At 69.3% G+C, this 19,363-nt stretch carries 15 protein-coding genes; 11 read left to right on the top strand and 4 right to left on the bottom strand.

Translation table 11 applies throughout. The annotated features are described in order from the left end of the window. Positions 1-5: 5 nt before the first annotated feature. Positions 6-980 carry a TerC family protein gene (locus ACXIZN_RS07060; protein WP_126734103.1) on the bottom strand — a complete coding sequence of 325 codons (975 nt, stop codon included), beginning with the start codon at positions 978-980 and terminating at the stop codon, positions 6-8. A gap of 319 nt (positions 981-1,299) precedes the next feature. Here ACXIZN_RS07060 and ACXIZN_RS07055 point away from each other — a divergent pair, with 319 nt between their 5' ends. The 5 genes from ACXIZN_RS07055 to ACXIZN_RS07035 all read left to right on the top strand — a co-directional run bounded on the left by ACXIZN_RS07055 (position 1,300) and on the right by ACXIZN_RS07035 (position 8,286). Continuing rightward, the gene (locus ACXIZN_RS07055) at positions 1,300-4,209 is read left to right on the top strand and encodes an alpha/beta fold hydrolase (protein WP_457953168.1); all 2,910 of its coding nucleotides are present in this window, start codon (positions 1,300-1,302) and stop codon (positions 4,207-4,209) included. Continuing rightward, the gene (locus tag ACXIZN_RS07050; protein ID WP_052121043.1) at positions 4,202-5,161 is read left to right on the top strand and encodes an ABC transporter permease; all 960 of its coding nucleotides are present in this window, start codon (positions 4,202-4,204) and stop codon (positions 5,159-5,161) included. The genes ACXIZN_RS07055 and ACXIZN_RS07050 overlap by 8 nt, the downstream gene beginning before the upstream one ends. Positions 5,162-5,418: 257 nt before the next feature. Then, positions 5,419-5,841: a hypothetical protein gene (locus ACXIZN_RS07045; protein WP_034316212.1), complete on the top strand. Its 423-nt coding sequence runs from the start codon at positions 5,419-5,421 to the stop codon at positions 5,839-5,841. Between the two features lie 189 nt (positions 5,842-6,030). Continuing rightward, positions 6,031-6,807 (top strand): enoyl-CoA hydratase/isomerase family protein, encoded by a 777-nt coding sequence (locus ACXIZN_RS07040; protein WP_457953167.1) that lies wholly within the window; start codon positions 6,031-6,033, stop codon positions 6,805-6,807. A 69-nt stretch (positions 6,808-6,876) separates the two neighbouring features. Continuing rightward, entirely contained in the window at positions 6,877-8,286 is a 1,410-nt protein-coding gene (locus tag ACXIZN_RS07035) for a S28 family serine protease (protein ID WP_457953166.1), read from the top strand. A gap of 72 nt (positions 8,287-8,358) precedes the next feature. Here the strand turns inward: ACXIZN_RS07035 and uvrB are convergent, their stop codons facing one another. Next, entirely contained in the window at positions 8,359-10,515 is a 2,157-nt protein-coding gene (gene uvrB / locus ACXIZN_RS07030) for an excinuclease ABC subunit UvrB (protein WP_457953165.1), read from the bottom strand. A 51-nt stretch (positions 10,516-10,566) separates the two neighbouring features. Next, entirely contained in the window at positions 10,567-11,832 is a 1,266-nt protein-coding gene (locus ACXIZN_RS07025) for a DUF5685 family protein (RefSeq protein WP_457953164.1), read from the bottom strand. A gap of 142 nt (positions 11,833-11,974) precedes the next feature. Here ACXIZN_RS07025 and ACXIZN_RS07020 point away from each other — a divergent pair, with 142 nt between their 5' ends. From ACXIZN_RS07020 to ACXIZN_RS07000, 5 genes are all read left to right on the top strand, one after another. Next, a complete protein-coding gene (locus ACXIZN_RS07020; RefSeq protein WP_192741582.1) occupies positions 11,975-12,490 on the top strand; it encodes a DUF402 domain-containing protein in 516 nt (171 codons plus the stop codon). 145 nt (positions 12,491-12,635) lie between these two features. Continuing rightward, entirely contained in the window at positions 12,636-14,162 is a 1,527-nt protein-coding gene (locus tag ACXIZN_RS07015) for an ArnT family glycosyltransferase (protein ID WP_457953163.1), read from the top strand. An 89-nt stretch (positions 14,163-14,251) separates the two neighbouring features. Then, positions 14,252-15,772 (top strand): ArnT family glycosyltransferase, encoded by a 1,521-nt coding sequence (locus tag ACXIZN_RS07010; RefSeq protein WP_457953162.1) that lies wholly within the window; start codon positions 14,252-14,254, stop codon positions 15,770-15,772. Then, positions 15,769-17,028: a sensor histidine kinase gene (locus ACXIZN_RS07005; protein WP_457953161.1), complete on the top strand. Its 1,260-nt coding sequence runs from the start codon at positions 15,769-15,771 to the stop codon at positions 17,026-17,028. Before ACXIZN_RS07010 ends, ACXIZN_RS07005 begins: the two co-directional genes overlap by 4 nt. Next, positions 17,025-17,651: a response regulator gene (locus ACXIZN_RS07000; protein ID WP_457953160.1), complete on the top strand. Its 627-nt coding sequence runs from the start codon at positions 17,025-17,027 to the stop codon at positions 17,649-17,651. Before ACXIZN_RS07005 ends, ACXIZN_RS07000 begins: the two co-directional genes overlap by 4 nt. Positions 17,652-17,654: 3 nt before the next feature. Here ACXIZN_RS07000 and coaE read toward each other — a convergent pair whose 3' ends face one another. Next, positions 17,655-18,839 carry a dephospho-CoA kinase gene (gene coaE, locus ACXIZN_RS06995; RefSeq protein WP_457953159.1) on the bottom strand — a complete coding sequence of 395 codons (1,185 nt, stop codon included), beginning with the start codon at positions 18,837-18,839 and terminating at the stop codon, positions 17,655-17,657. Positions 18,840-19,036: 197 nt separating this feature from the next. Here coaE and ACXIZN_RS06990 point away from each other — a divergent pair, with 197 nt between their 5' ends. Then, positions 19,037-19,270, top strand: coding sequence for a hypothetical protein (locus ACXIZN_RS06990; protein WP_125682264.1), 234 nt, complete (start codon positions 19,037-19,039; stop codon positions 19,268-19,270). Positions 19,271-19,363 lie beyond the last annotated feature (93 nt).

Genomic DNA, 19,363 nt, shown 5'->3' with positions numbered 1-19,363 from the left:
CAGTTCTAACTACTGATCGAAGATTCCCGCTCAGCGGCTTCCAGCTTCTTCGCCTTCGCGAGGCTGGCCACCGTCGTCACGGTCAGGACCACGACGATGACGCCCAGGGAGACCCAGTTGTTGATGTCCAGCCAGTCCGGGACGACGTGGTACTCGTGCAGCGCGTGCAGGAACAGCTTGGCGCCGATGAAGGCGAGGATCACCGCGAGGCCGTAGGACAGGTACACCAGCTTGGTGACGAGGCCACCGAGCAGGAAGTACAGCTGGCGCAGGCCCATCAGCGCGAACGCGTTGGCGGTGAAGACCAGGAAGGCCTCCTGGGTGATACCGAAGATCGCGGGGATCGAGTCGACCGCGAACAGCAGGTCCGCGCTGCCGATCGCGACGATCACCAGGAACATCGGGGTGATCCAGCGCTTGCCGTCCTTCTTCACGAAGGACTTGTGCCCGTGCCACTCTTCGGTGACCGGGAAGAGCTTGCGCACCCAGCGGGTGAGCGCGTTCTCCTCGTATTCCTCTTCTTCGTCCTTGTTGCGGACCATGCTGACCGCGGTCCAGACGAGGACGGCGCCGAAGAGGAAGAAGACCCAGACGAACTGCGCGATCAGCGCGGCGCCCACGGCGATGAACACGCTGCGCATGGCGAGCGCGAGCAGGATGCCGATCAGCAGCACCCGGTGCTGGTGGATCGCGGGCACCTTGAACGACGTCATGATGATCATGAAGATGAACAGGTTGTCGACGCTCAGCGAGTACTCGGTGATGTACCCGGTGAAGAACTGGACACCGAAGTCGTGCCCGGCGAAGACCCAGACGCCGACGCCGAACGCGATGGCCACGGCGATGTAGAAGATGACCCACCTGGCGGCTTCGCCGGTGGTGACCTCATGCGGCTTGCGATCGACGATGACCAGGTCGAGTGCGATCAGCGCGAGCAGACCGCCGACCGTGGCGATCCATAGCCACAGGGGAACAGACATGTAACCAACCCTCCGGAAAGTGCACAGCAGCAACTAACCGGAGGTCTCTTCCGCCGGTACGAAAACCGGCCGACGGTGCCGGGGGCCTGCGAAGACCACCGTGCTGACGACACCGCCGCGAAGGAATACTCCCCTCACAGCTGGTCCAGTTTGACCTGTCTGTACGCATGACGCCAGTTAAGGTTGCCCTTGTCACCAAGATGATGGCGTAACTCCCGTCACACCCACCTCTTCTCACTACTTGAGTACCCGTTCCGGTGGCGGCCTAACGTCACGCTTGTGTGGTCCGTGTGTGCCGGGGAAGCGGTTCTCAGCTTCGGTGAAATACGGTCGTTCCGTGCCCCGAATCCCGCTCCCTCGCACGCGAAGCGCGAAGCTCACCGCGCTCGCCGCGGTCGTGGTGGTCCTGGCCGCCGCGGCCGTCGTGTGGACGAACAGCGAACCCGCCCCGTCCGCGGTCGAAACCCAGGACGCGACCCTCGACCTGCCCGAAGCCCCGGGCTCGTCCGAGGTCGTGAAGATCGACACGACCACGTACCTGCCCGAACAGACCCCGGCTCCGGCCGTCCTGCTCGCCCACGGTTTCGGCGGTGACAAGAACAGTGTCGCCGCCGAGGCCCGCGAACTCGCCGACAAGGGTTTCGTCGTGCTGACCTGGTCCGCGCGCGGTTTCGGCCGCAGCACCGGGAAGATCGCGCTGAACGACCCCGACCGCGAGGTCGCCGACGCCAAGAAGCTGATCGACGGCCTGGCCACGCGCCCCGACGTCCTCAAAGAGAACGGCGACCCGAAGGTGGCCGTGTCCGGCGCTTCGTACGGTGGCGCGCTTTCCCTGCTGCTCGCCGGGACCGACAAGCGGGTCGACGCGATCGCGCCGGTGATCACCTACAACGATCTCGCGCAGGGCCTCTTCCCGAACGCCGCCGCCCCGGCCGCGCCGAACGCCACGACTCCGGCCGCCGGCGCGTTCGCCGCCGACGGCGTCTTCAAGAAGTCGTGGGCGGGCATCTTCTTCTCCGCCGGTTCCGGCGCGGCGCAGAGCGGCTCCCCCGCCAACGACGCCCCCGAAGCGGGTGACGAGACGAGCGAATCCGGTGCGGCACAGGGCACGGGCGCGGCGGGGGCCGCGGCGCAGTCCCTGCCGCTCGGCGGCCAGAACGGGCAGCGGCCACCGTCCGGCCCGGCCGACCCTTGTGGACGGTTCACCGCCGAGGTCTGCCAGGCCTACACCGAGCTCGCCACCACGGGGAAGGCGAGCCAGAAGACCGTCGATCTGCTCCGCCGGGTCTCCCCCGCGTCCGTGACGGACAAGATCACCGTGCCGACCCTGCTGGTACAGGGCGAAAGTGACACGCTGTTCGGATTGGACCAGTCCGACGCGACCGCGCGGCAGATCACCGCGGCGGGCGGCAAGGTCCGCACGATCTGGTACACCGGCGGCCACGACGGCGGGAAGCCCGGGCAGAAACTGCGCGGGCAGATCGCCGACTTCCTCAAGTTCTCCCTCACCGGGCAGGGCACCGATCCCGGCACCGGGTTCAGTTACGACATCCAGGGCACCCTGCGGGCCAACGGCGCCCCTTCGGTCCGGACCGTCACCGCACCGGCGTACCCGGGAGCGACCGGGGACGCCACCGAACGGCGCCAGTTCACCCTGGCGGGCCCGGCCCAGCCGGTCGTGCGTCCCGCCGGCGGCAACCCCGCCGCGGTGAGCGGGATCCCCGGGCTCAACGGCGCGGTGGCGGGTTCGTCCCGCCTTTCCGGACTGTTCAGCCTGGACCCGCCAGGGCAGGCCGCGCAATTCGCGACGCCGCCCCTCGACGCGCAGACGATCGCGGCCGGTTCGTCGACGGTCCGGCTCCAGATCTCGGCCGACCCCTCCACCGCGGCTCCCCAGAAGGAAGCCGTCCTGTTCGCGAAGCTCTACGACGTCAACTCGGAAGGTGTCCGCACGCTTCCGGCCAACGCCGTCGCCCCCTTCCGCGTCTCGGGCCTGCCCGCCGACGGCAGCCCGGTCGAGGTGACCGTGACGCTGCCGGGCATCGTGCGGCCCTTGGAAGCGGGGCACACACTGCGGCTGGTCGTCGCCACGACGGATCAGGCGTTCGCGACGCCCGTCGAGCCCGCCGTGTTCCGCATCGGGCTGGCGGACGGCGGACGGCTCGGCGTGCCGGTCGTCCCCGGTAACTCGGTCGGCGCGGGCGCGCCCACCGCGCAGTTGCTCGGGATCGCCGGAACGCTGCTCGCGGGGATCGCGATCACCGTGATCGCCGCCTTCCGCCGCCGCCGCGCCCACGACGTCGACGAGAGCCTGGCGAAGACGCCCCTCGTGATCGAGGGTCTGCGCAAGGCCTACGCGGGCGGGTTCGTCGCGGTGAAGGATCTCTCGTTCCGCGTCGAACCCGGTCAGGTGCTCGGCCTGCTCGGGCCGAACGGCGCGGGCAAGACGACCACCCTGCGCATGCTGATGGGGCTCATCACGCCGACCGCGGGCACCATCCGCGTGTTCGGCCACCTGATCGCGCCCGGCGCGCCGGTGCTGTCCCGGATCGGGTCCTTTGTGGAGGGTTCGGGCTTCCTGCCGCACCTGTCCGGCAAGGAGAACCTGGAGCTGTACTGGGCGAGCACGGGCCGCCCGCGGGACAAGGCGCATTTCGCCGAGGCACTGGAGATCGCCGGGCTCGGCGACGCGGTGAACCGGCGGGTCCGCACCTACAGCCAGGGCATGCGGCAACGGCTCGCGATCGCGCAGGCGATGCTCGGCCTGCCGGAGCTCATGGTGCTCGACGAACCGACCAACGGGCTCGACCCGCCACAGATCCACCAGATGCGCGAGGTGCTTCAGCGCTACGCGGCGACCGGGCGCACCGTGGTGGTCTCGAGCCACCTGCTGGCCGAGGTCGAGCAGACCTGTACGCACGTGGTCGTGATGCACCGCGGCATGCTGGTCGCCTCGGGTGAGGTCGGGGAACTGGCCGCGTCCAGCGGCGAGGCGACGTTCCGGGTAGACAAGCCCGCCGAAGCGGCCGAAGCGCTGCGAAAGGTCGGCGGTGTTTCCGGCGTCGACGTCGACGGCGAACTCGTCCACGCGGATCTCGACGGTCTCGCGCGCGCCGAAGCGGTCGCCGCCCTGGTGCGGGCCGGAGTCGCGGTCGAGCAGGCCGGGCCGCGGCGCCGTCTGGAAGACGCGTTCCTGCAGCTGGTCGGAGAGGACTCGAAGGGTGAGTAAGACCAATGGTTCCGGCCCGGCGACCCGGGCGGATCACGGCGTGCACACCGATCCGGCGGCCCTGCTGGAGCTGACCGAGGTCGCGTCGCACGAACCGACCGAGGTCGGCCCGGACGGGGCGGTGGCGGGTTACCGCGCCGACCGGACGCTGCGGCTCGGCGTCGAACTGAAACGGCAGCTCAAACGGCGGCGGACCCAGCTGATGCTGGGGTTCGTCGCGCTGCTGCCGTTCATCCTGGTGATCGCGTTCGAGATCGGGCAGGCCAACCCGAACCGCCGCAGCGGCGGCTTCGTCGACCTCGCCACCGCGAGCGCGCCGAACTTCGTGGTGCTCGCGCTGTTCGTGTCCGGGACGTTCCTGCTCCCGATGATCGTGGCGTTGTTCTACGGCGACACGATCGCGAGTGAGGCGTCGTGGTCGAGCCTGAAGTACCTGCTCGCGATGCCGGTCCCCCGGCATCGGGTGCTGCGGCAGAAGGCGATCGTCTCCGGCATCCTCTCCGCGGTCGCGCTGATCCTGTTGCCGCTGGTTTCGCTGGTGGTCGGCGTCATCTGGTACGGCGCGGGCGACGCGATCAGCCCGACCGGGGACGCGGTGTCGTTCGGCGACAGCCTCGTCGCCATGGGGCTCGCGACGATCTACATCATCCTGCAGCTGGCGTGGGTGGCCGGTCTGGCGATGCTGCTCTCGGTCGCCACCGACGCCCCGCTGGGCGCCGTCGGCGGCGCGGTGATCGTCGCGATCGTTTCGCAGATCCTCGACCAGATCACCGCGCTGGAAGGGCTGCGCGACTACCTTCCGACGCATTTCGCGTTCTCGTGGATGGATCTGATCTCGACCGACATCGACTGGACGAACATGGCCAACGGCATGCTGTCCGCGGCGTTGTACGGCACGGTGTTCTTCCTTCTGGCCGGCCGCCGGTTCGCGACGAAGGACATCACCAGCTGAGAGCGATTCCGTACCGGAAAAGCACCGGGGTCCACCGGGAAGACGAAATCCTCTTCCCTGGTGGGCCCCGGTTTTCACTGGCCGTGGCGACCTTCACCCATTAGCGCCGGTAACCGGTGTTTCATGCGCATGAGAACATCGATTTTCCGATCATCGACTCATTGGGTGAAAACCTCGAATTCAGCTTCGGGCCCCTCCGGGAAATCCTTATCTTCAATGGAAAGGTGCCGACGCGAGCGGAAAGCGGGGATGTCACCATGACCCAGTCAGTCGAGACTCCGGTCCAAGAATTCTCTCTTGATTGGACCATGAGCGCGGGCAAGGGCGGCCGGGTCGGATTCGCCGTCTCCGGCCAGGTGACGCTTCTCGACAACAATCGGTTCTACAAGATCGACGGGGTCCTCTACATCTCCGAGGGCAGCGCCTACTGCCGTGAAATCGGCAACCCGCATCTCTTCGTCCGGCGCAACGGCGTCGAGGAGAGCGGGAGGCAGTGGGGCTGGGAGACGATCTGCAACCGCAAGTCCTGCGCAAGGCTGTGTTCGATGGACGCCTACTTCGTGCGCACCGGCTACTGGGCGCCCGCCGACCGCGCCATCCAGCTCAGCATCGGCGCCGAGACCGGCTGGAACCGCAAGCGGTCCTTCAGCCCGACGGTCACCGTACGGCTGCGGGACTAGCGGTCGCTCCCAGGCTGAGGTTCTCCGGTTCAAGTGAGGAGACGCGCGCGCGTCTTTCTTTCGGCCGGCGGCTCGGGTTTGCGGCCGGACCACGCCGCGGCCCGGCCGCGGAAACCCGGAAGCGCGCTATGAGAGACACAGACTAAGCGGTCCACTGTAGATCCTCGCGGGCTCGGGTACGGTCGGGCCATGGCCACCTCCTCGATCCGCGTGGACGACGAAGGCGGGATCGCCGTCGTCACCCTCCAGCACGGCAAAGCGAACACCCTCGACACCGAGTTCTGCCAGGAATTGACCCTCCGGCTCGAAGACGTGCAGCTGAGCGATTGTCGCGGGGTCGTGCTCACCGGCACCGGCGGCATCTTCTCGGCGGGTGTCGACCTGCGGCGAGTACACGACGGCGGCGCGGACTACATCGAGGACTTCCTGCCCGCGCTGTCGGACGCGTTCCTCTCGGTCTTCGGCTTCCCCGGCCCGGTGGTCGCGGCCGTCAACGGGCACGCGATCGCCGGCGGGGCGGTGCTCGCCGCCGCCTGCGACCGCCGCGTCCTCGCCGACGGCCCCGGCCGGATCGGGATCACCGAACTGCTCGTCGGCGTGCCGTTCCCGTTGGCGGCGCTGGAGATCCTGCGGTCCGGGTTCGGCGCCGACGTCCTCGCCGAACTCGCCTTCCTCGGCGAGACCCACTTGCCCGCGGACGCGCTCCGGCTCGGCCTGGTGAACGAGGTGACCGCCCCCGAGAACGTCGTCGGGCGGGCGGTGGAGGTGGCCAGGAAACTCGCCGAGATCCCGGCGGCCGCGTACGCGCACACGAAGGCGCAGCTGCACCGGCCGTTCCACGAGCGGATCGCCGAACACCGTACCGGCGACGACGCCCACGTCCTCGAACTGTGGAGTTCGCCCGAAGCCACCGCGGCGATCAAGGCCTATGTCGACCGGGTGCTGCGCGGCGGCTCGACCGGATAGGCGATTGCCCACCGGCGGTGACTCTGTGAGTATCCGACAGCTCAACAGGTCCCGATGGGGAGGGCATGGATGCGGAAGCTCACGGCCGCGTGGCCGGTTCTGGCGATCACCGTTCTCGCCTTGGCCGGGCTCGCCCCGGCCGCGCAGGCGGCACCCGGCGACATCGAGGAAGCGCTCGGGCGGGTCCCCGGGCTGACCGTCGTCTCGGAGAACCCGGCGCCGGCCGGATACCGGTTCTTCAAACTCGCCTACACCCAGCCCGTCGACCACCGCAGGCCGGACCGCGGCACATTCCAGCAGCGGTTCACGTTGCTGCACAAGGAATTCCGGTCGCCGACCGTGGTGTACACGAGCGGGTACAACGTCTCGCAATCGCCCAACCGCTCGGAGCCGACACAGATCGTCGACGGCAACCAGCTGTCCATGGAGTACCGGTTCTTCACGCCCTCGCGGCCGGACCACCCGGACTGGGGCAAGCAGCTGACGATCTGGCAGGCCGCCGCCGACCAGCACCGCGCCGTCGAGGCGTTCAAGCGGATCTATCCGGGCAAGTGGCTCGCGACCGGCGGCAGCAAGGGCGGTATGACGGCGACCTACTTCCGTAGGTTTTTCCCGGACGACGTCGACGCGACGATCCCGTACGTCGCGCCCAACGACGTCATCGACTCGCATGACCGCTACAACCGGTTCCTGGCGAACGTCGGCGACGATCCGGCCTGCCGATCGGCGCTGAAGGCGATCCAGCGTGACGTGCTGACCCGGCGTCCGGAGTTCGCGGCGCTCGCCGCCGCCGACGCGGCGAAGAACGGCTACACGTTCAAGACCGTCGGCTCGGCGGACGTGTCGCTGGAGATCTCCGTGATCGACTCGTACTTCGCCTTCTGGCAGTACCAGAGGCAGTCGGACTGCGCGACGATCCCGAAGGCGGGCGCTCCGGCGGCGGAGGTCTATGCCTGGTTCGAACGCGTCGAGAGCCTCAACACCTACTCCGACCAGAACCTCGAGGTCTACGTCCCGTACTACTTCCAGGCGGCCTACCAGCTCGGCGCCCCCGAGTCCTACGAAGGCTATCTGCGAGACCTGCTGCGCTACCCGGGCTCCAACGTGTCGCGGACGTTCGTGCCGGATTCGGTCGACATCCCGCGGTTCGACCATCTGGCGATGCCGGACATCGACTTCTGGGTGAAGTCCCAGGGGAAGCGGCTGATGTTCGTCAACGGCGAGAACGACCCGTGGAGTGCGGAGCCCTTCAAGCTCGGCTTCGGCACGAAGGATTCCTACAGCTACACGGTGCCGGGCGGAAACCACGGCGCCCGGATCTCGCAGCTTCCCGCGGCCCAGGCCGCCGAAGCGACGAACACCGTGCGTCGGTGGGCGGGTCTGCCTCCGGTCTCGCCGGGCGTCAGCACGCGTTCGGCCCCGGCCGGATTCCCGGACTTCGACGCGGACCTGACCATGCTGGAGCGCCGTCGGCTCTGACCCTCACGCATTTCGTCCTCTGGTTGCGATCCTTGCGCGTGCAAGTACCGCAACCAGAGGACGGAACGCGGGTTACTTGATGCCGGCCGCGTCCATGCCCCGGAGCTCCTTCTTGAGGTCCGCGACCTCGTCCCGCAGCCGGGCGGCCAGCTCGAACTGCAGGTCGCGCGCGGCCTGCATCATCTGGTCGGTCATCTGCTGGATGAGGTCCGCCAGCTCGGCGCGCGGCATCCCGGCGACGTCCTTGTCGGCGAGCATCCCGGAGCTGCGCACGCGGTCGCCCTGCTCGGGCTTCTTGCCGCGCGACGAGTTCCGGCCCGAACCGCCGACGGCGACGGACTCCGTGTCCTCGGCCTCGCTGTAGACGCGGTCCAGGATGTCGGCGATCTTCTTCCGCAGGGGCTGCGGGTCGACGCCGCGCTCCTTGTTGTAGGCGACCTGCTTGGCGCGGCGGCGATCGGTCTCGTCGATGGCGTGCTGCATCGAGTCGGTGATCTTGTCGGCGTACATGTGCACCTCGCCCGACACGTTTCGGGCGGCGCGGCCGATCGTCTGGATCAGCGACGTGCCACTGCGGAGGAAGCCCTCCTTGTCCGCGTCGAGGATCGCGACCAGCGAGACCTCGGGGAGGTCGAGACCCTCACGGAGCAGGTTGATGCCGACCAGCACGTCGTAATCGCCCGCGCGCAGCTGCCGCAGCAGCTCGACCCGGCGCAGCGTGTCCACCTCGGAGTGCAGGTACCGCACCCGGATGCCCAGCTCCAGCAGGTAGTCGGTGAGGTCCTCGGACATCTTCTTGGTGAGCGTGGTGACGAGGACGCGCTCGTCCTTCTCGGCCCGCTCGCGGATCTCGTGCACCAGGTCGTCGATCTGGCCCTCGGTGGGCTTCACGACCACCTTCGGGTCGACCAGACCGGTCGGCCGGATGACCTGCTCGACGAATTCGCCGCCCGCCTGCCCCATCTCGTACGGCCCCGGCGTCGCCGACAGGTACACCGTCTGTCCGATCCGGTCGGTGAACTCCTCCCAGGTCAGCGGCCGGTTGTCGACCGCGCTGGGCAGCCGGAACCCGAAGTCGACCAGGTTCCGCTTCCGGGACATGTCACCTTCGAACATGCCGCCGATCTGCGGGACCGTCTGATGCGACTCGTCGATGACCAGCAGGAAGTCTTCCGGGAAGTAGTCGATGAGGGTCGCGGGCGCGGAGCCGGCGCTGCGGCCGTCGATATGGCGCGAGTAGTTCTCGATGCCGGAGCAGAACCCGACCTGGCGCATCATCTCGATGTCGTAGGCGGTGCGCATCCGGAGCCGCTGGGCCTCGAGCAGTTTGCCCTGCTTCTCCAGCTCGGCCAGCCGTTCCTCGAGCTCGGCCTCGATACCGCGGATGGCCTTCTCCATCCGCTCCGGACCCGCCACGTAGTGGGTGGCCGGGAAGATGCGGACCTCGTCGACCTCCTTGACGATGTCGCCGGTGAGCGGGTGCAGGTAGTACAGCTTTTCGATCTCGTCGCCGAAGAACTCGACGCGGATGGCCAGCTCCTCGTACGCCGGGATGATCTCGACCGTGTCGCCGCGGGCGCGGAAGGTGCCGCGGGCGAAGGCGATGTCGTTACGGGTGTACTGCACGTCCACCAGCGCGCGGAGGAAGACGTCCCGGTCGAGCTGCTCGCCGACCTTCAGCTTCGTCGACCGGTCGAGGTACGACTGCGGGGTGCCGAGACCGTAGATGCACGAGACACTCGCGACCACGATGACGTCGCGCCGGGACAGCAGGTTCATCGTCGCCGAGTGCCGCAGCCGCTCGACGTCGTCGTTGATCGACGAGTCCTTCTCGATGTAGGTGTCCGTCTGCGCGATGTACGCCTCGGGCTGGTAGTAGTCGTAGTAACTGACGAAGTATTCGACCGCGTTGTGCGGGAACAGCTCCCTCAGCTCGTTCGCCAGCTGAGCGGCGAGCGTCTTGTTCGGGGCCATCACCAGCGTCGGGCGCTGGACGCGCTCGATCAGCCAGGCCGTCGTCGCCGACTTGCCGGTACCCGTGGCGCCGAGCAGCACGACGTCCTTCTCGCCCGCGTTGATCCTGCGTTCGAGCTCGTCGATGGCCGCCGGCTGGTCACCGGCGGGTTTGTAGTCGCTGACCACCTCGAATCGGCCGCCTGTCCGGGGGATGTCCGTGACGGGGCGGAAGTCCGACTGGGCGAGCACGGGGTGTTCGGTTGCGAAAGCCACGAGAACCAGAGTAAGCGCTGGGTCCGACAGTTTCCGTTTCGCCTGGTCGGATCAGCAGGAACAGTCACAGCAGGAACAGCAGTCACAGTCGCAGTCACAGCTGCTGTTGGGCTTGCCGCTCCACGGGCCGGGGAAGGGATCGCGGCAGCAGAACTGGCACGAACAGCACATGTAGGTCGCCACGGCGCAGCCGAAGAAGAAGTTCCTCGGCTTCGGCGGGACACGGAACTTGGGGACCCAGCAGCCACCGCCCTGACCATCGACCGGTCCGCCCTCGCCGCGGTGCTTGCCCTTCTTCTTCGGCGGCTCCTGCGGCGGGCCTCCGCCACCGGGAGCGCCCGCCGGCGGAGGCGGAGGCTGGTAGCCGCCCTGCGGGTACTGGTGGGGCGGATAAGGCTGGTGAGGATGTTGTTGCGGCTGAGGCCCGGGCCCGATCCAGCCCGGCGGCGGCTGCTGCGGGCCGTGGCCGTGCCCGAAGGCGCGCCGCACCGCCTGCCGCAGTTCGTGGACCAGCAGCGCGTGCACCAGCTTGGGCTGATCGAACGCCACCTCGCGGAGCGCGAGTTCGACACCGAGCACCGCGTCGTCGCACAACCGCCGGGCCTCGGCGAGTCCGGTACCGGTGGCCGCCAGCGGGTTCCACGCGCCGGCGGCCTCGTCCTCCGCGAGGTCCTCGACGGCGTCGAGCAGATGTGCGGCCCGGCCGAACAGGCGTCCGGCCTCGGCCAGCGGCGCCGCGTTCTCCGGGCGGCCCGCCAGGACCGCGGTGTGCGCGAACGCGGCCGCCGTCGCCAGTTCGGCGGGTTCGGTGGCGAGGACGGCCGAATCACCGAGGCGGACGGCGGTTTCGATCTCGGCCTGCCGGTCGACGGCCTCGGTCAGGACGGCCGTGTCGAAGCCGACCCGGATTCCCGTACGGCTTCCCTGGTCCGCCCAGCGCGTCGCGACCCGCCTCGCGGCCAGCGCGACGGAACGCCGCGCGAAGGCGCCGTCGCGGTCCTCGACGTGGTCACTGATCTTGGCCGACGCCAGCACGAGGGAGACCGCCGCCGCGAGCTGGGCACCGCCGCCCTTCGCGACCGACGTCCCCTTCATCGCCCGAAGGGGGCAAGGGCCGGCGTCGCGGCGGCCTTCCGCACGCCGCGACTGCGCTTCGTCGAGTGCCGAGATGATCAGCCCGTCATAGTTCGTCACCATTCGGGCGAGATGTCCGTGTTCGTCCCGCAATGCCAGGCAAAGGCCGCAGAGATGGGCGAGCCACTCCGCGTGCAGACCCGCGGAAAGCCGGTGGCGGCACGGCCTGATGATCCCGAACATACGTCGACTCCCACTCACCCCTATGGCGGAACCAGCGCACCTTATCCGGCCGGGCGGCGCTCCTGCCCCGGAACCGGCAAACCGTGATCGTCCACCCGGTTGGGCGGTGTTCGCGAGCGACGCCGCCTTCCAAGATGGGCGCATGACCGCGCTGCATCCGCCCAAGGTCGAGTACTTCGACCCGGCCGCGAAGACCAACACGGACCCCAAGGGCATCGTGAGGGACGTCGAGGAATACCGCGAAGAGCCCTTCGGCCTCTACATGGCGCGGCCGACTCCGGGACGGGCGCAGTTCCACTACATCGAGTCCTGGCTGCTGCCGGATCTCGGCCTGCGGATCACGGACTTCTGGTTCACCCCCGGCCACGAGCGCGACCAGGACTTCTACCTCGACGTCGTCGACATCCGCCGCGAGGACGGTGTCTGGGTGGCCACCGATCTCTATCTCGACCTCGTCCTGCGGGACAAGAAATCCGTCCAGGTGATCGACGCCGACGAACTCCTCGCCGCGGTCACCGCCGGGCTGCTCTCCCCCGCCGACGGCGAACGCGCGCTCGGCATCAGCCACACGACGGTCGACGGACTGGCAACGCACGGCCACGACCTGCGCGGCTGGCTGTCCACAAAGGACATCACCCTCGGCTGGCGACGGCACTGACCCCTCTGCATCCATCGATCGGTTGATCCCGGCTCATCCCTTGGATGAGCCGATCCTGACCGGCCGATGGATCCCCGGAAGGGCGGCGCCGCGGGACTCTCGATCAAGGGCGTAACCGATCGAGAGGGGGCGGATACCCGTGGTCATGGAGGCCGAGGGACTCCGGGAACGGTCCGATGGACGAGAACGCGGAGAGGTCGCGTCGTTCGCCAGGACACCCGTGCTGGCGATCGCTGGCGCGATGGGGGCGGTCCTCGCGGCGACGGCCGATCGATACGGCTACTTCGGCGACGAGTTGTACTTCCTGGCGGCCGGACGGCATCTGGACTGGGGGTATGCCGACCAGCCGCCGTTGTTGCCACTGCTGGCCCGCCTGATGGATGCGTTCGGCGCCGATTCCCCGTTCGTCCTGCGGATCCCGGCGACGCTCGCGATGGTGGCGGGCGTCGTGCTGACCGCGCTCATCGCCAGGGAACTGGGCGGCGGCCGCAAAGCGCAGACGATCGCGGCGGCGACGTTCGCGGTGTCCATCCAGATGCTCGGCGGCGGGCACTATCTGGCGACCAGCACGATCGACCCGTTCCTGTGGGCGCTGCTGATCTGGCTGCTCACCCGCTGGGTGCGGACCCGTGCGGACACGCTACTGGTCTGGGCCGGCGTGGTGACCGGCTTCGCCCTGAACACGAAGTTCCTCGTCGGGGGCTTCTGGTTCGTCGTGCTGGCCGCTGCGATGGTGTTCGGGCCCCGTGACCTCGTCCGCCGCCCGGCGCTGTGGCTCGGCGCGCTGATCGCCGCCGCGATGATCGCGCCCACCCTCGTCTGGCAGGCGGCGAACGGCTGGCCGCAACTGACCATGGGCGCCGCGATCTCCCAGGAGGTCTCGGCAGGCTGGGGCGGGCGGGTCACCTTCGTCCCGACGCTGGTGCTGAGCGCCGGCGTACCGGTGGGGGCGATCCTGGTCTGCTATGGACTGTGGCGCCTGCTGCGGTCCGAACGCCTGCGGCCGTACCGGTTCCTCGGCTGGACCGCGCTCGGCGTCCTCGCCCTGTTCCTCCTGGCGAACGGGCGCTACTACTACGCGGCCGGGATGTTCGCCCCGCTGTTCGCCGCGGCGGCGGTGGAGATCGAAGCGGGCCAGGCGTCGAAGTACTGGCGCTGGATCGCCACCTGGCCGGTGTACCTCCTGGCCGCGGTGATCGCGATCCCGCAGGCACTTCCGATCCTTCCGCGTGCGCAGCTGGCGAGCGCTCCGGTGTGGGCGCGGCCGATCTTCGCCGTCGAGGAGGTCGGCTGGCGGGAGATCACGGAGTCGGTGGCGCAAGCGCACCGGGCCGCTCCCGATCCGTCCCGGACCGGTGTCGTCACGGCGAAGTACTGGCAGGCCAGTGCCATCGACCACTATGGACCGGAGCTCGGGCTTCCGTCGCCGTCGAGCCCCAACCGCGGCTACGTGACGCTGCCGAGGCCGCCGGAATCGGCACGGGACATCCTGTTCGTCGGGAACGACCCTTCGGGGCTTGTGCCGTACTTCACGCAGGTGCGTGAGGTCGGTGCCCTCGACAACCGCGCCGGGATCGCGAACGTGAGTCAGGGCATGAAGATCTGGCTGGCCACCGGCCGGAACGGGAGCTGGGACACGGTGTGGCCGAAACTCACGGACTGGGGCTTCTGAGCCTCACCGGTCCTCTCGCGACCGACGCGCCACGCCGGTGGCACGTAAGGTGCGAGAGGACCGGCACCCGAGGGATCTGCGAGGAATGGATGGAAGCCGCCCACGCGGCCGAAACGCCGACCGTGTCCAGTGCGGCGTTCGCCCGGCTCCCGGTGGGGCTCCTCGCCGCCGCGGCCGCGGCGGTCCTGATGGCGACGGCGTGGCGGTACGGCTACTTCGGCGACGAACTGTACTTCCTCTCCGCGGGCAAGCGGCTGGCCTGGGGTTACGCGGATCAGCCGCCGGTGCTCCCGGCACTGGCGCTGGCCATGGACACGCTCGCGCCGGGCAACGTCTTCGTCTTCCGTCTGCCCGCCGTCCTCGCGACGGCCGCCGGTGTCGTGTTCACCGGGCTCGTCGCCTACGAGATGGGCGGGGACCGCCGGGCGCAGACCCGCGCCGCCGCCGCGTACGCGATCTGCGGGCAGTTCCTCGGCAGCGGGCACTACCTGGCCACCTCGACGATCGACCCGGCGCTGTGGACGCTCATCGCGTGGCTGCTCGTGCGGTGGATGCGGACCCGCGACGACAACCTGCTGGTGTGGCTGGGCGTGGCGACCGCCGTCGCGTTGAACGTCAAGCTCCTGATCGCGACGTTCTGGGTCGCCGCCGGGGTCGCGATCCTGGTCTTCGGGCCCCGGGATCTCTTGCGCAGGCCCAAACTCTGGCTCGGCGCGGGGATCGCCGCCCTCTCGATGGTGCCGACACTGTGGTGGCAGGCCGCGAACGGCTGGCCGCAACTGGAGATGGGCGACGTCATCGCGCACGAGACCACCGGTGGTTGGAGCGGCCGTGCCGGGTTCCTGCCCGCCCTGCTCACCGGCGCCGGGCTCGGTATCGGTGTCGTCGGAGTCCTTTATGGACTCTGGGTCCTGCTGTTCTCGGCCAGGCTGCGCGAATACCGGTTCCTCGGCTGGACGGCGGTCGGGGTGATCGCGCTGTTCATCCTGTCGAACGGCCGGTACTACTACGCGGCGGGCATGTTCGGCGTCCTGTGGGCGGGCGCCGCCGTCCACTTCGGACAGTTGAGGCCGTCCCGGTGGTTCCGGTGGATCCCGACCTGGCCGGTGTTCCTGCTTTCCGCGCTGTACACGCTCCCGTACGCGCTGCCGGTGTGGCCGTCCGCCTGGCTCGCGGAAGGCCGGGACGTCCCGCGTCCGGCGTACGCGCTGGAAGAGATCGGCTGGCCGGACCTCGCCCGTTCCGTCGCGGACGCCTACCATCGGCTCCCGCCGGACCAGCGGGCGCGCACCACGCTCGTCACGGCCGGGTACTGGCAGGCCGGAGCACTGGACCGGTACGGCGCCGACTACGGGCTTCCCGCCGTGTACAGCCCCAGCCGGGGCTTCTGGTACTTCGGGCATCCGCCCGAGACCGCGGACAGCGTCCTGTTCGTCGGACCGGATCCGGCGCGCCTGCTGCGTTCGTTCACCGACGCCCGGATCGTCTCCCGCGTGGACAACGCCGCCGGCGTCCGCAACGTGAGCCGGGGGATGCCGATCTGGCTGGTCACCGGCCATACCGAAACCTGGGCCACGGCGTGGCCGGGCCTGCGAGAATTCCGGGTATGACCAGCTGGATCCGGTGGCAGGACTCGCTGTGGCCGTCTCCTGACGACGGCGGGTCCCTGTGGCGCCCCTGGGGCGGCCGGATCGAAAGGTATCTGCCGTATGCGCTGCTGGCGCTCAGCACAGTGCTCAGTCTCGTGCTCTCCGGCCACGACCCGCTGTCCACCCTGGGGCCGGCGGGGATCGCGGCAGGCTGGCTCCTGCTCGGTTCCACACTGATACCGAAACGCTGGGAAGATCATCCGGCCGTGGTCGCCGTGTCCTTCGCCGGGCTGATCACGATCGCGGCGGTGCTCGAAGCGCACGACACGATCTTCCTGATCTTCATGATCACCGGGTTCTTCGAAGCGATGCGCCTGCGGCCCGCCCCGCTGGCGCTGGCCGGGATCTTCGTGGTCTCCGCGCTGATCAACACGATCCCCAACGGCGGCCCGCTGCGGGCGTTCGCCGATCAGCCCGCGTTGTGGGCCGTGGTCACGCTGGTGCAGACGGCCGCGGTCGGCGGGGGCGGGCTCGTCTCGGCGGCGATGGCGCGGCAGCACGCGGAGCGCAAACGCGTGCTCGACGAACTGGCCGCCGCACAGGAGGAGAACGCGGTGCTGCAACGGCAACTGCTGAGCCAGGCGCACGAAACCGGTGTCCTCGACGAGCGTCAGCGGTTGAGCCAGGAAATCCACGACACGCTCGCCCAGGGCTTCACCGGGATCATCACCCAGCTGGAGGCGGCCGCCGAGGCGAAGGGCGATCCCGCGGAATGGCAGCGGCACGTCGGGTCCGCGATGGCCTTGGCGCGGGAGAACCTGACCGCCGCCCGGCGTTCGGTGCGGGCACTCGGCCCGCAGCCGCTGGCCGCCGCGACCCTGCCGGACGCGCTCGGCGAGGTCTCCCGGCGATGGAGCGGCCGGACCGGTGTCGAGGTCCGGTTCACCACCACCGGGACCACGCGGGCGCTGCATCCCGAGATCGAGGCGACGTTGCTGCGGATCACGCAGGAGGCGCTGGCCAACGTCGAGAAGCACGCCGCCGCCACGATCGTGGGGCTCACGTTGTCCTACATGGGCGATCAGGTGACCGTCGACGTCCGGGACGACGGGAAGGGCTTCGAACCGGACACGGTCGGCGATGGCGGTTTCGGCATCCCCGGGATGCGGGCCCGGGTCGCCAGGTTGGCGGGAACACTGCACCTCGAATCCGAGCCGGGCGGCGGGACGGCCGTGTCGGCCGATCTGCCCGCGATCGCGCTGGAGGCCAGGGTATGACCATCACGCTGCTGATCGCCGACGACCATCCCATCGTCCGCGACGGGCTGCGCGGCATCTTCACCGCGGATCAAGGATTCGAGGTGCTCGGAGAGGCGTCGTCCGGTGACGAGGCCGTCGCGCTGGCGGAGAAACTCCGCCCCGGCGTCGTGCTGATGGACCTCCGGATGCCGGGTTCCGGCGGGGTCGCCGCGATCGCGACGCTGGCGAAGCTCGGCAATCCCGCGCGGATCCTCGTGCTGACGACCTACGACACCGACACCGACGTCATCCCGGCGATCGAAGCGGGCGCGACCGGCTACCTGCTCAAGGACGCTCCGCGCGAGGAGCTCTTCCGCGCGGTCCGGGCGACGGCGCGGGGCGAGGCGGTGCTCTCCCCCGCCGTCGCCGACCTGATCCTCGGCAGGATGCGCGCACCCACGCCGGAGCCATTGAGCAAGCGTGAGCTGGAGGTCCTCACCCTGATCTCGCGCGGGTCGACCAACAAGGAGGCCGCGAAACTGCTGTTCATCAGCGAGGCCACGGTGAAGACACACCTCGTGCACGCGTACGCCAAGCTCGGCGTGAAGGATCGCGCGGCCGCCGTCGCGACCGCCTTCGCGCGGGGACTGCTCGGCGGCTGAGGCCTAAGGGGTCCAGCCGGTCGAGTCCGCCCACGCGTCGGCACGGGTGAAAGCCGCGTCGACCCAGACCTGCTTCTCGTCGGTGTACTGCTCGACCGTTCCATCGCCGGCGTGCTTCGCGGCCATCGCGTTCTTGACCGCCGCGTAGGCGTCGCGCTCGTCCGGGTTCCGCCGCAGCCATTCCGGGAACAGCAGCGCGAGCCGCCAGGCCGGCGTCTCCTGGGAGCGGACGTGCAGGTTGACCGGACGGCGGGGGTCGCCACCGAAGTGGAACCGCTTGGGCCAGGTGCCCTCTTCACCGTGCGCGTCGTCGTACCACTCCCCCTCCGCCCGCGGGAACCCCGCGTCGGAGAGCGCGCCGGCCAGCTCGTCCGCCTTGTCCAAAGTGGACACGGTCAGCTGGAGGTCGAGGATGTCCTTGGCCGGCAGCCCCGGCACGGACGTCGAACCGATGTGATCGACCCGCACGGCGGCGTCACCCACCACCACGCGGATCCGCGCGAGCGCCCGCTCGGCCTGTACGGGCCAGGTCTCGTCGTACGGCGCGATCTTCGGCGACATCGGCGCGCGCGGCTTGCGGAGCCGCACGTTCGCCTCGAACGGGGTCAGCCTGTCCGCCCACAGCGCGTCGACCTCGGCGAGCACGATGTCGGGCGCCCCGCTGTTGTCGAACCAGACGTCGGCCACCGCCCGGCGCTGATCGGTCGTGGCCTGTGCCTTGATCCTGGCGCGCGCGTCATCCTCGGCCATCCCCCGCGCCTCGACCAGGCGGCGGACCCGGACCTCCTCCGGCGCGTCGACCATGACGACGAGGTGGTACATCGGCGCGAGCCCGCCTTCGACGAGCAGCGGGATGTCGTGGACGATGATCGCGTCCGGCGGGGCGGCCGCCATCAGCTCGGCCGTCCTGGCGCCGACCCTCGGATGGACGATCGAGTTCAGCCGCTTGCGGGACTCTTCGCCGGCGAACGCCTTGGCGGCGAGCGCGGCCCGGTCCAGCGCGCCGTCGGCGCCGAGGATGTCCTCCCCGAACGCCTCGACGAGTTCCGCGAGCCCCGGTGTCCCCGGCTCGACGACCTCCCTGGCGATCTTGTCGGAGTCGATGAGGACGGCGCCGTGCTCGGAAAGCCGGTTCGCCACCGTCGATTTTCCGGCGCCGATCCCGCCGGTCAGGCCCACACGCAGCATGTCGAGCAGCCTAGTGCCGCGAGCCGGGCCGACCGCGCAGGGTCACGGGACGCGCACTTCCGGCACAGACGGATGCAAAAGGCAAGTTCATCGTGACGCGAGACTCAACCTTTATGGGTGACACGCCGGGCGGTTACCGGTCTTCGGGGGCTTGATTGCGTACCGTCCGCGGCGAAGGTAGCCCACACGGAGGAAAGATGGCAGACGGTAAGCACGTCGGAAGGCACCGGCTCGGAACGCCGGGCCTGGTGCACTGTGTCCTCCATCGTCCCGTGGCCGACGCCCTCGCCGAATACCGGCGCACGTGGCTGAGCGCGCTCCTCGTTCCCGCCAAGCACAGCTTCGCCGGACTCCGCCGTAAGGCCCGCGCCGCGGCGCTCGAACGCATCTGGGTGCCGTCGGTCCCGTCCGTCCGGACCGCAACCTCCTGACCCCCGTTCCCCCTCACCGCATTTAGTCCTCTGAATGCGGTAGTCCCAGCGTCGCGAAAGCCACTTTCGGGACACCAGATGTCTCGAAAGTGG

The sequence above is a fragment of the Amycolatopsis sp. TRM77291 genome, from assembly GCF_054166285.1.
Note: the sequence above shows the minus strand (reverse complement) of the source record. Positions and strands in the feature narration are given on the sequence as shown.

Coding starts and splice junctions, on each gene's coding strand:
- ACXIZN_RS07060 (WP_126734103.1), bottom strand. CDS start 980: ATGTCTGTTCCCCTGTGGCTATGGATCGCCACGGTCGGCGGTCTGCTC.
- ACXIZN_RS07045 (WP_034316212.1), top strand. CDS start 5,419: ATGACCCAGTCAGTCGAGACTCCGGTCCAAGAATTCTCTCTTGATTGG.
- ACXIZN_RS07040 (WP_457953167.1), top strand. CDS start 6,031: ATGGCCACCTCCTCGATCCGCGTGGACGACGAAGGCGGGATCGCCGTC.
- ACXIZN_RS07035 (WP_457953166.1), top strand. CDS start 6,877: ATGCGGAAGCTCACGGCCGCGTGGCCGGTTCTGGCGATCACCGTTCTC.
- ACXIZN_RS07025 (WP_457953164.1), bottom strand. CDS start 11,832: ATGTTCGGGATCATCAGGCCGTGCCGCCACCGGCTTTCCGCGGGTCTG.
- ACXIZN_RS07020 (WP_192741582.1), top strand. CDS start 11,975: ATGACCGCGCTGCATCCGCCCAAGGTCGAGTACTTCGACCCGGCCGCG.
- ACXIZN_RS07015 (WP_457953163.1), top strand. CDS start 12,636: ATGGAGGCCGAGGGACTCCGGGAACGGTCCGATGGACGAGAACGCGGA.
- ACXIZN_RS07010 (WP_457953162.1), top strand. CDS start 14,252: ATGGAAGCCGCCCACGCGGCCGAAACGCCGACCGTGTCCAGTGCGGCG.
- ACXIZN_RS07005 (WP_457953161.1), top strand. CDS start 15,769: ATGACCAGCTGGATCCGGTGGCAGGACTCGCTGTGGCCGTCTCCTGAC.
- ACXIZN_RS07000 (WP_457953160.1), top strand. CDS start 17,025: ATGACCATCACGCTGCTGATCGCCGACGACCATCCCATCGTCCGCGAC.
- coaE (WP_457953159.1), bottom strand. CDS start 18,839: ATGCTGCGTGTGGGCCTGACCGGCGGGATCGGCGCCGGAAAATCGACG.
- ACXIZN_RS06990 (WP_125682264.1), top strand. CDS start 19,037: ATGGCAGACGGTAAGCACGTCGGAAGGCACCGGCTCGGAACGCCGGGC.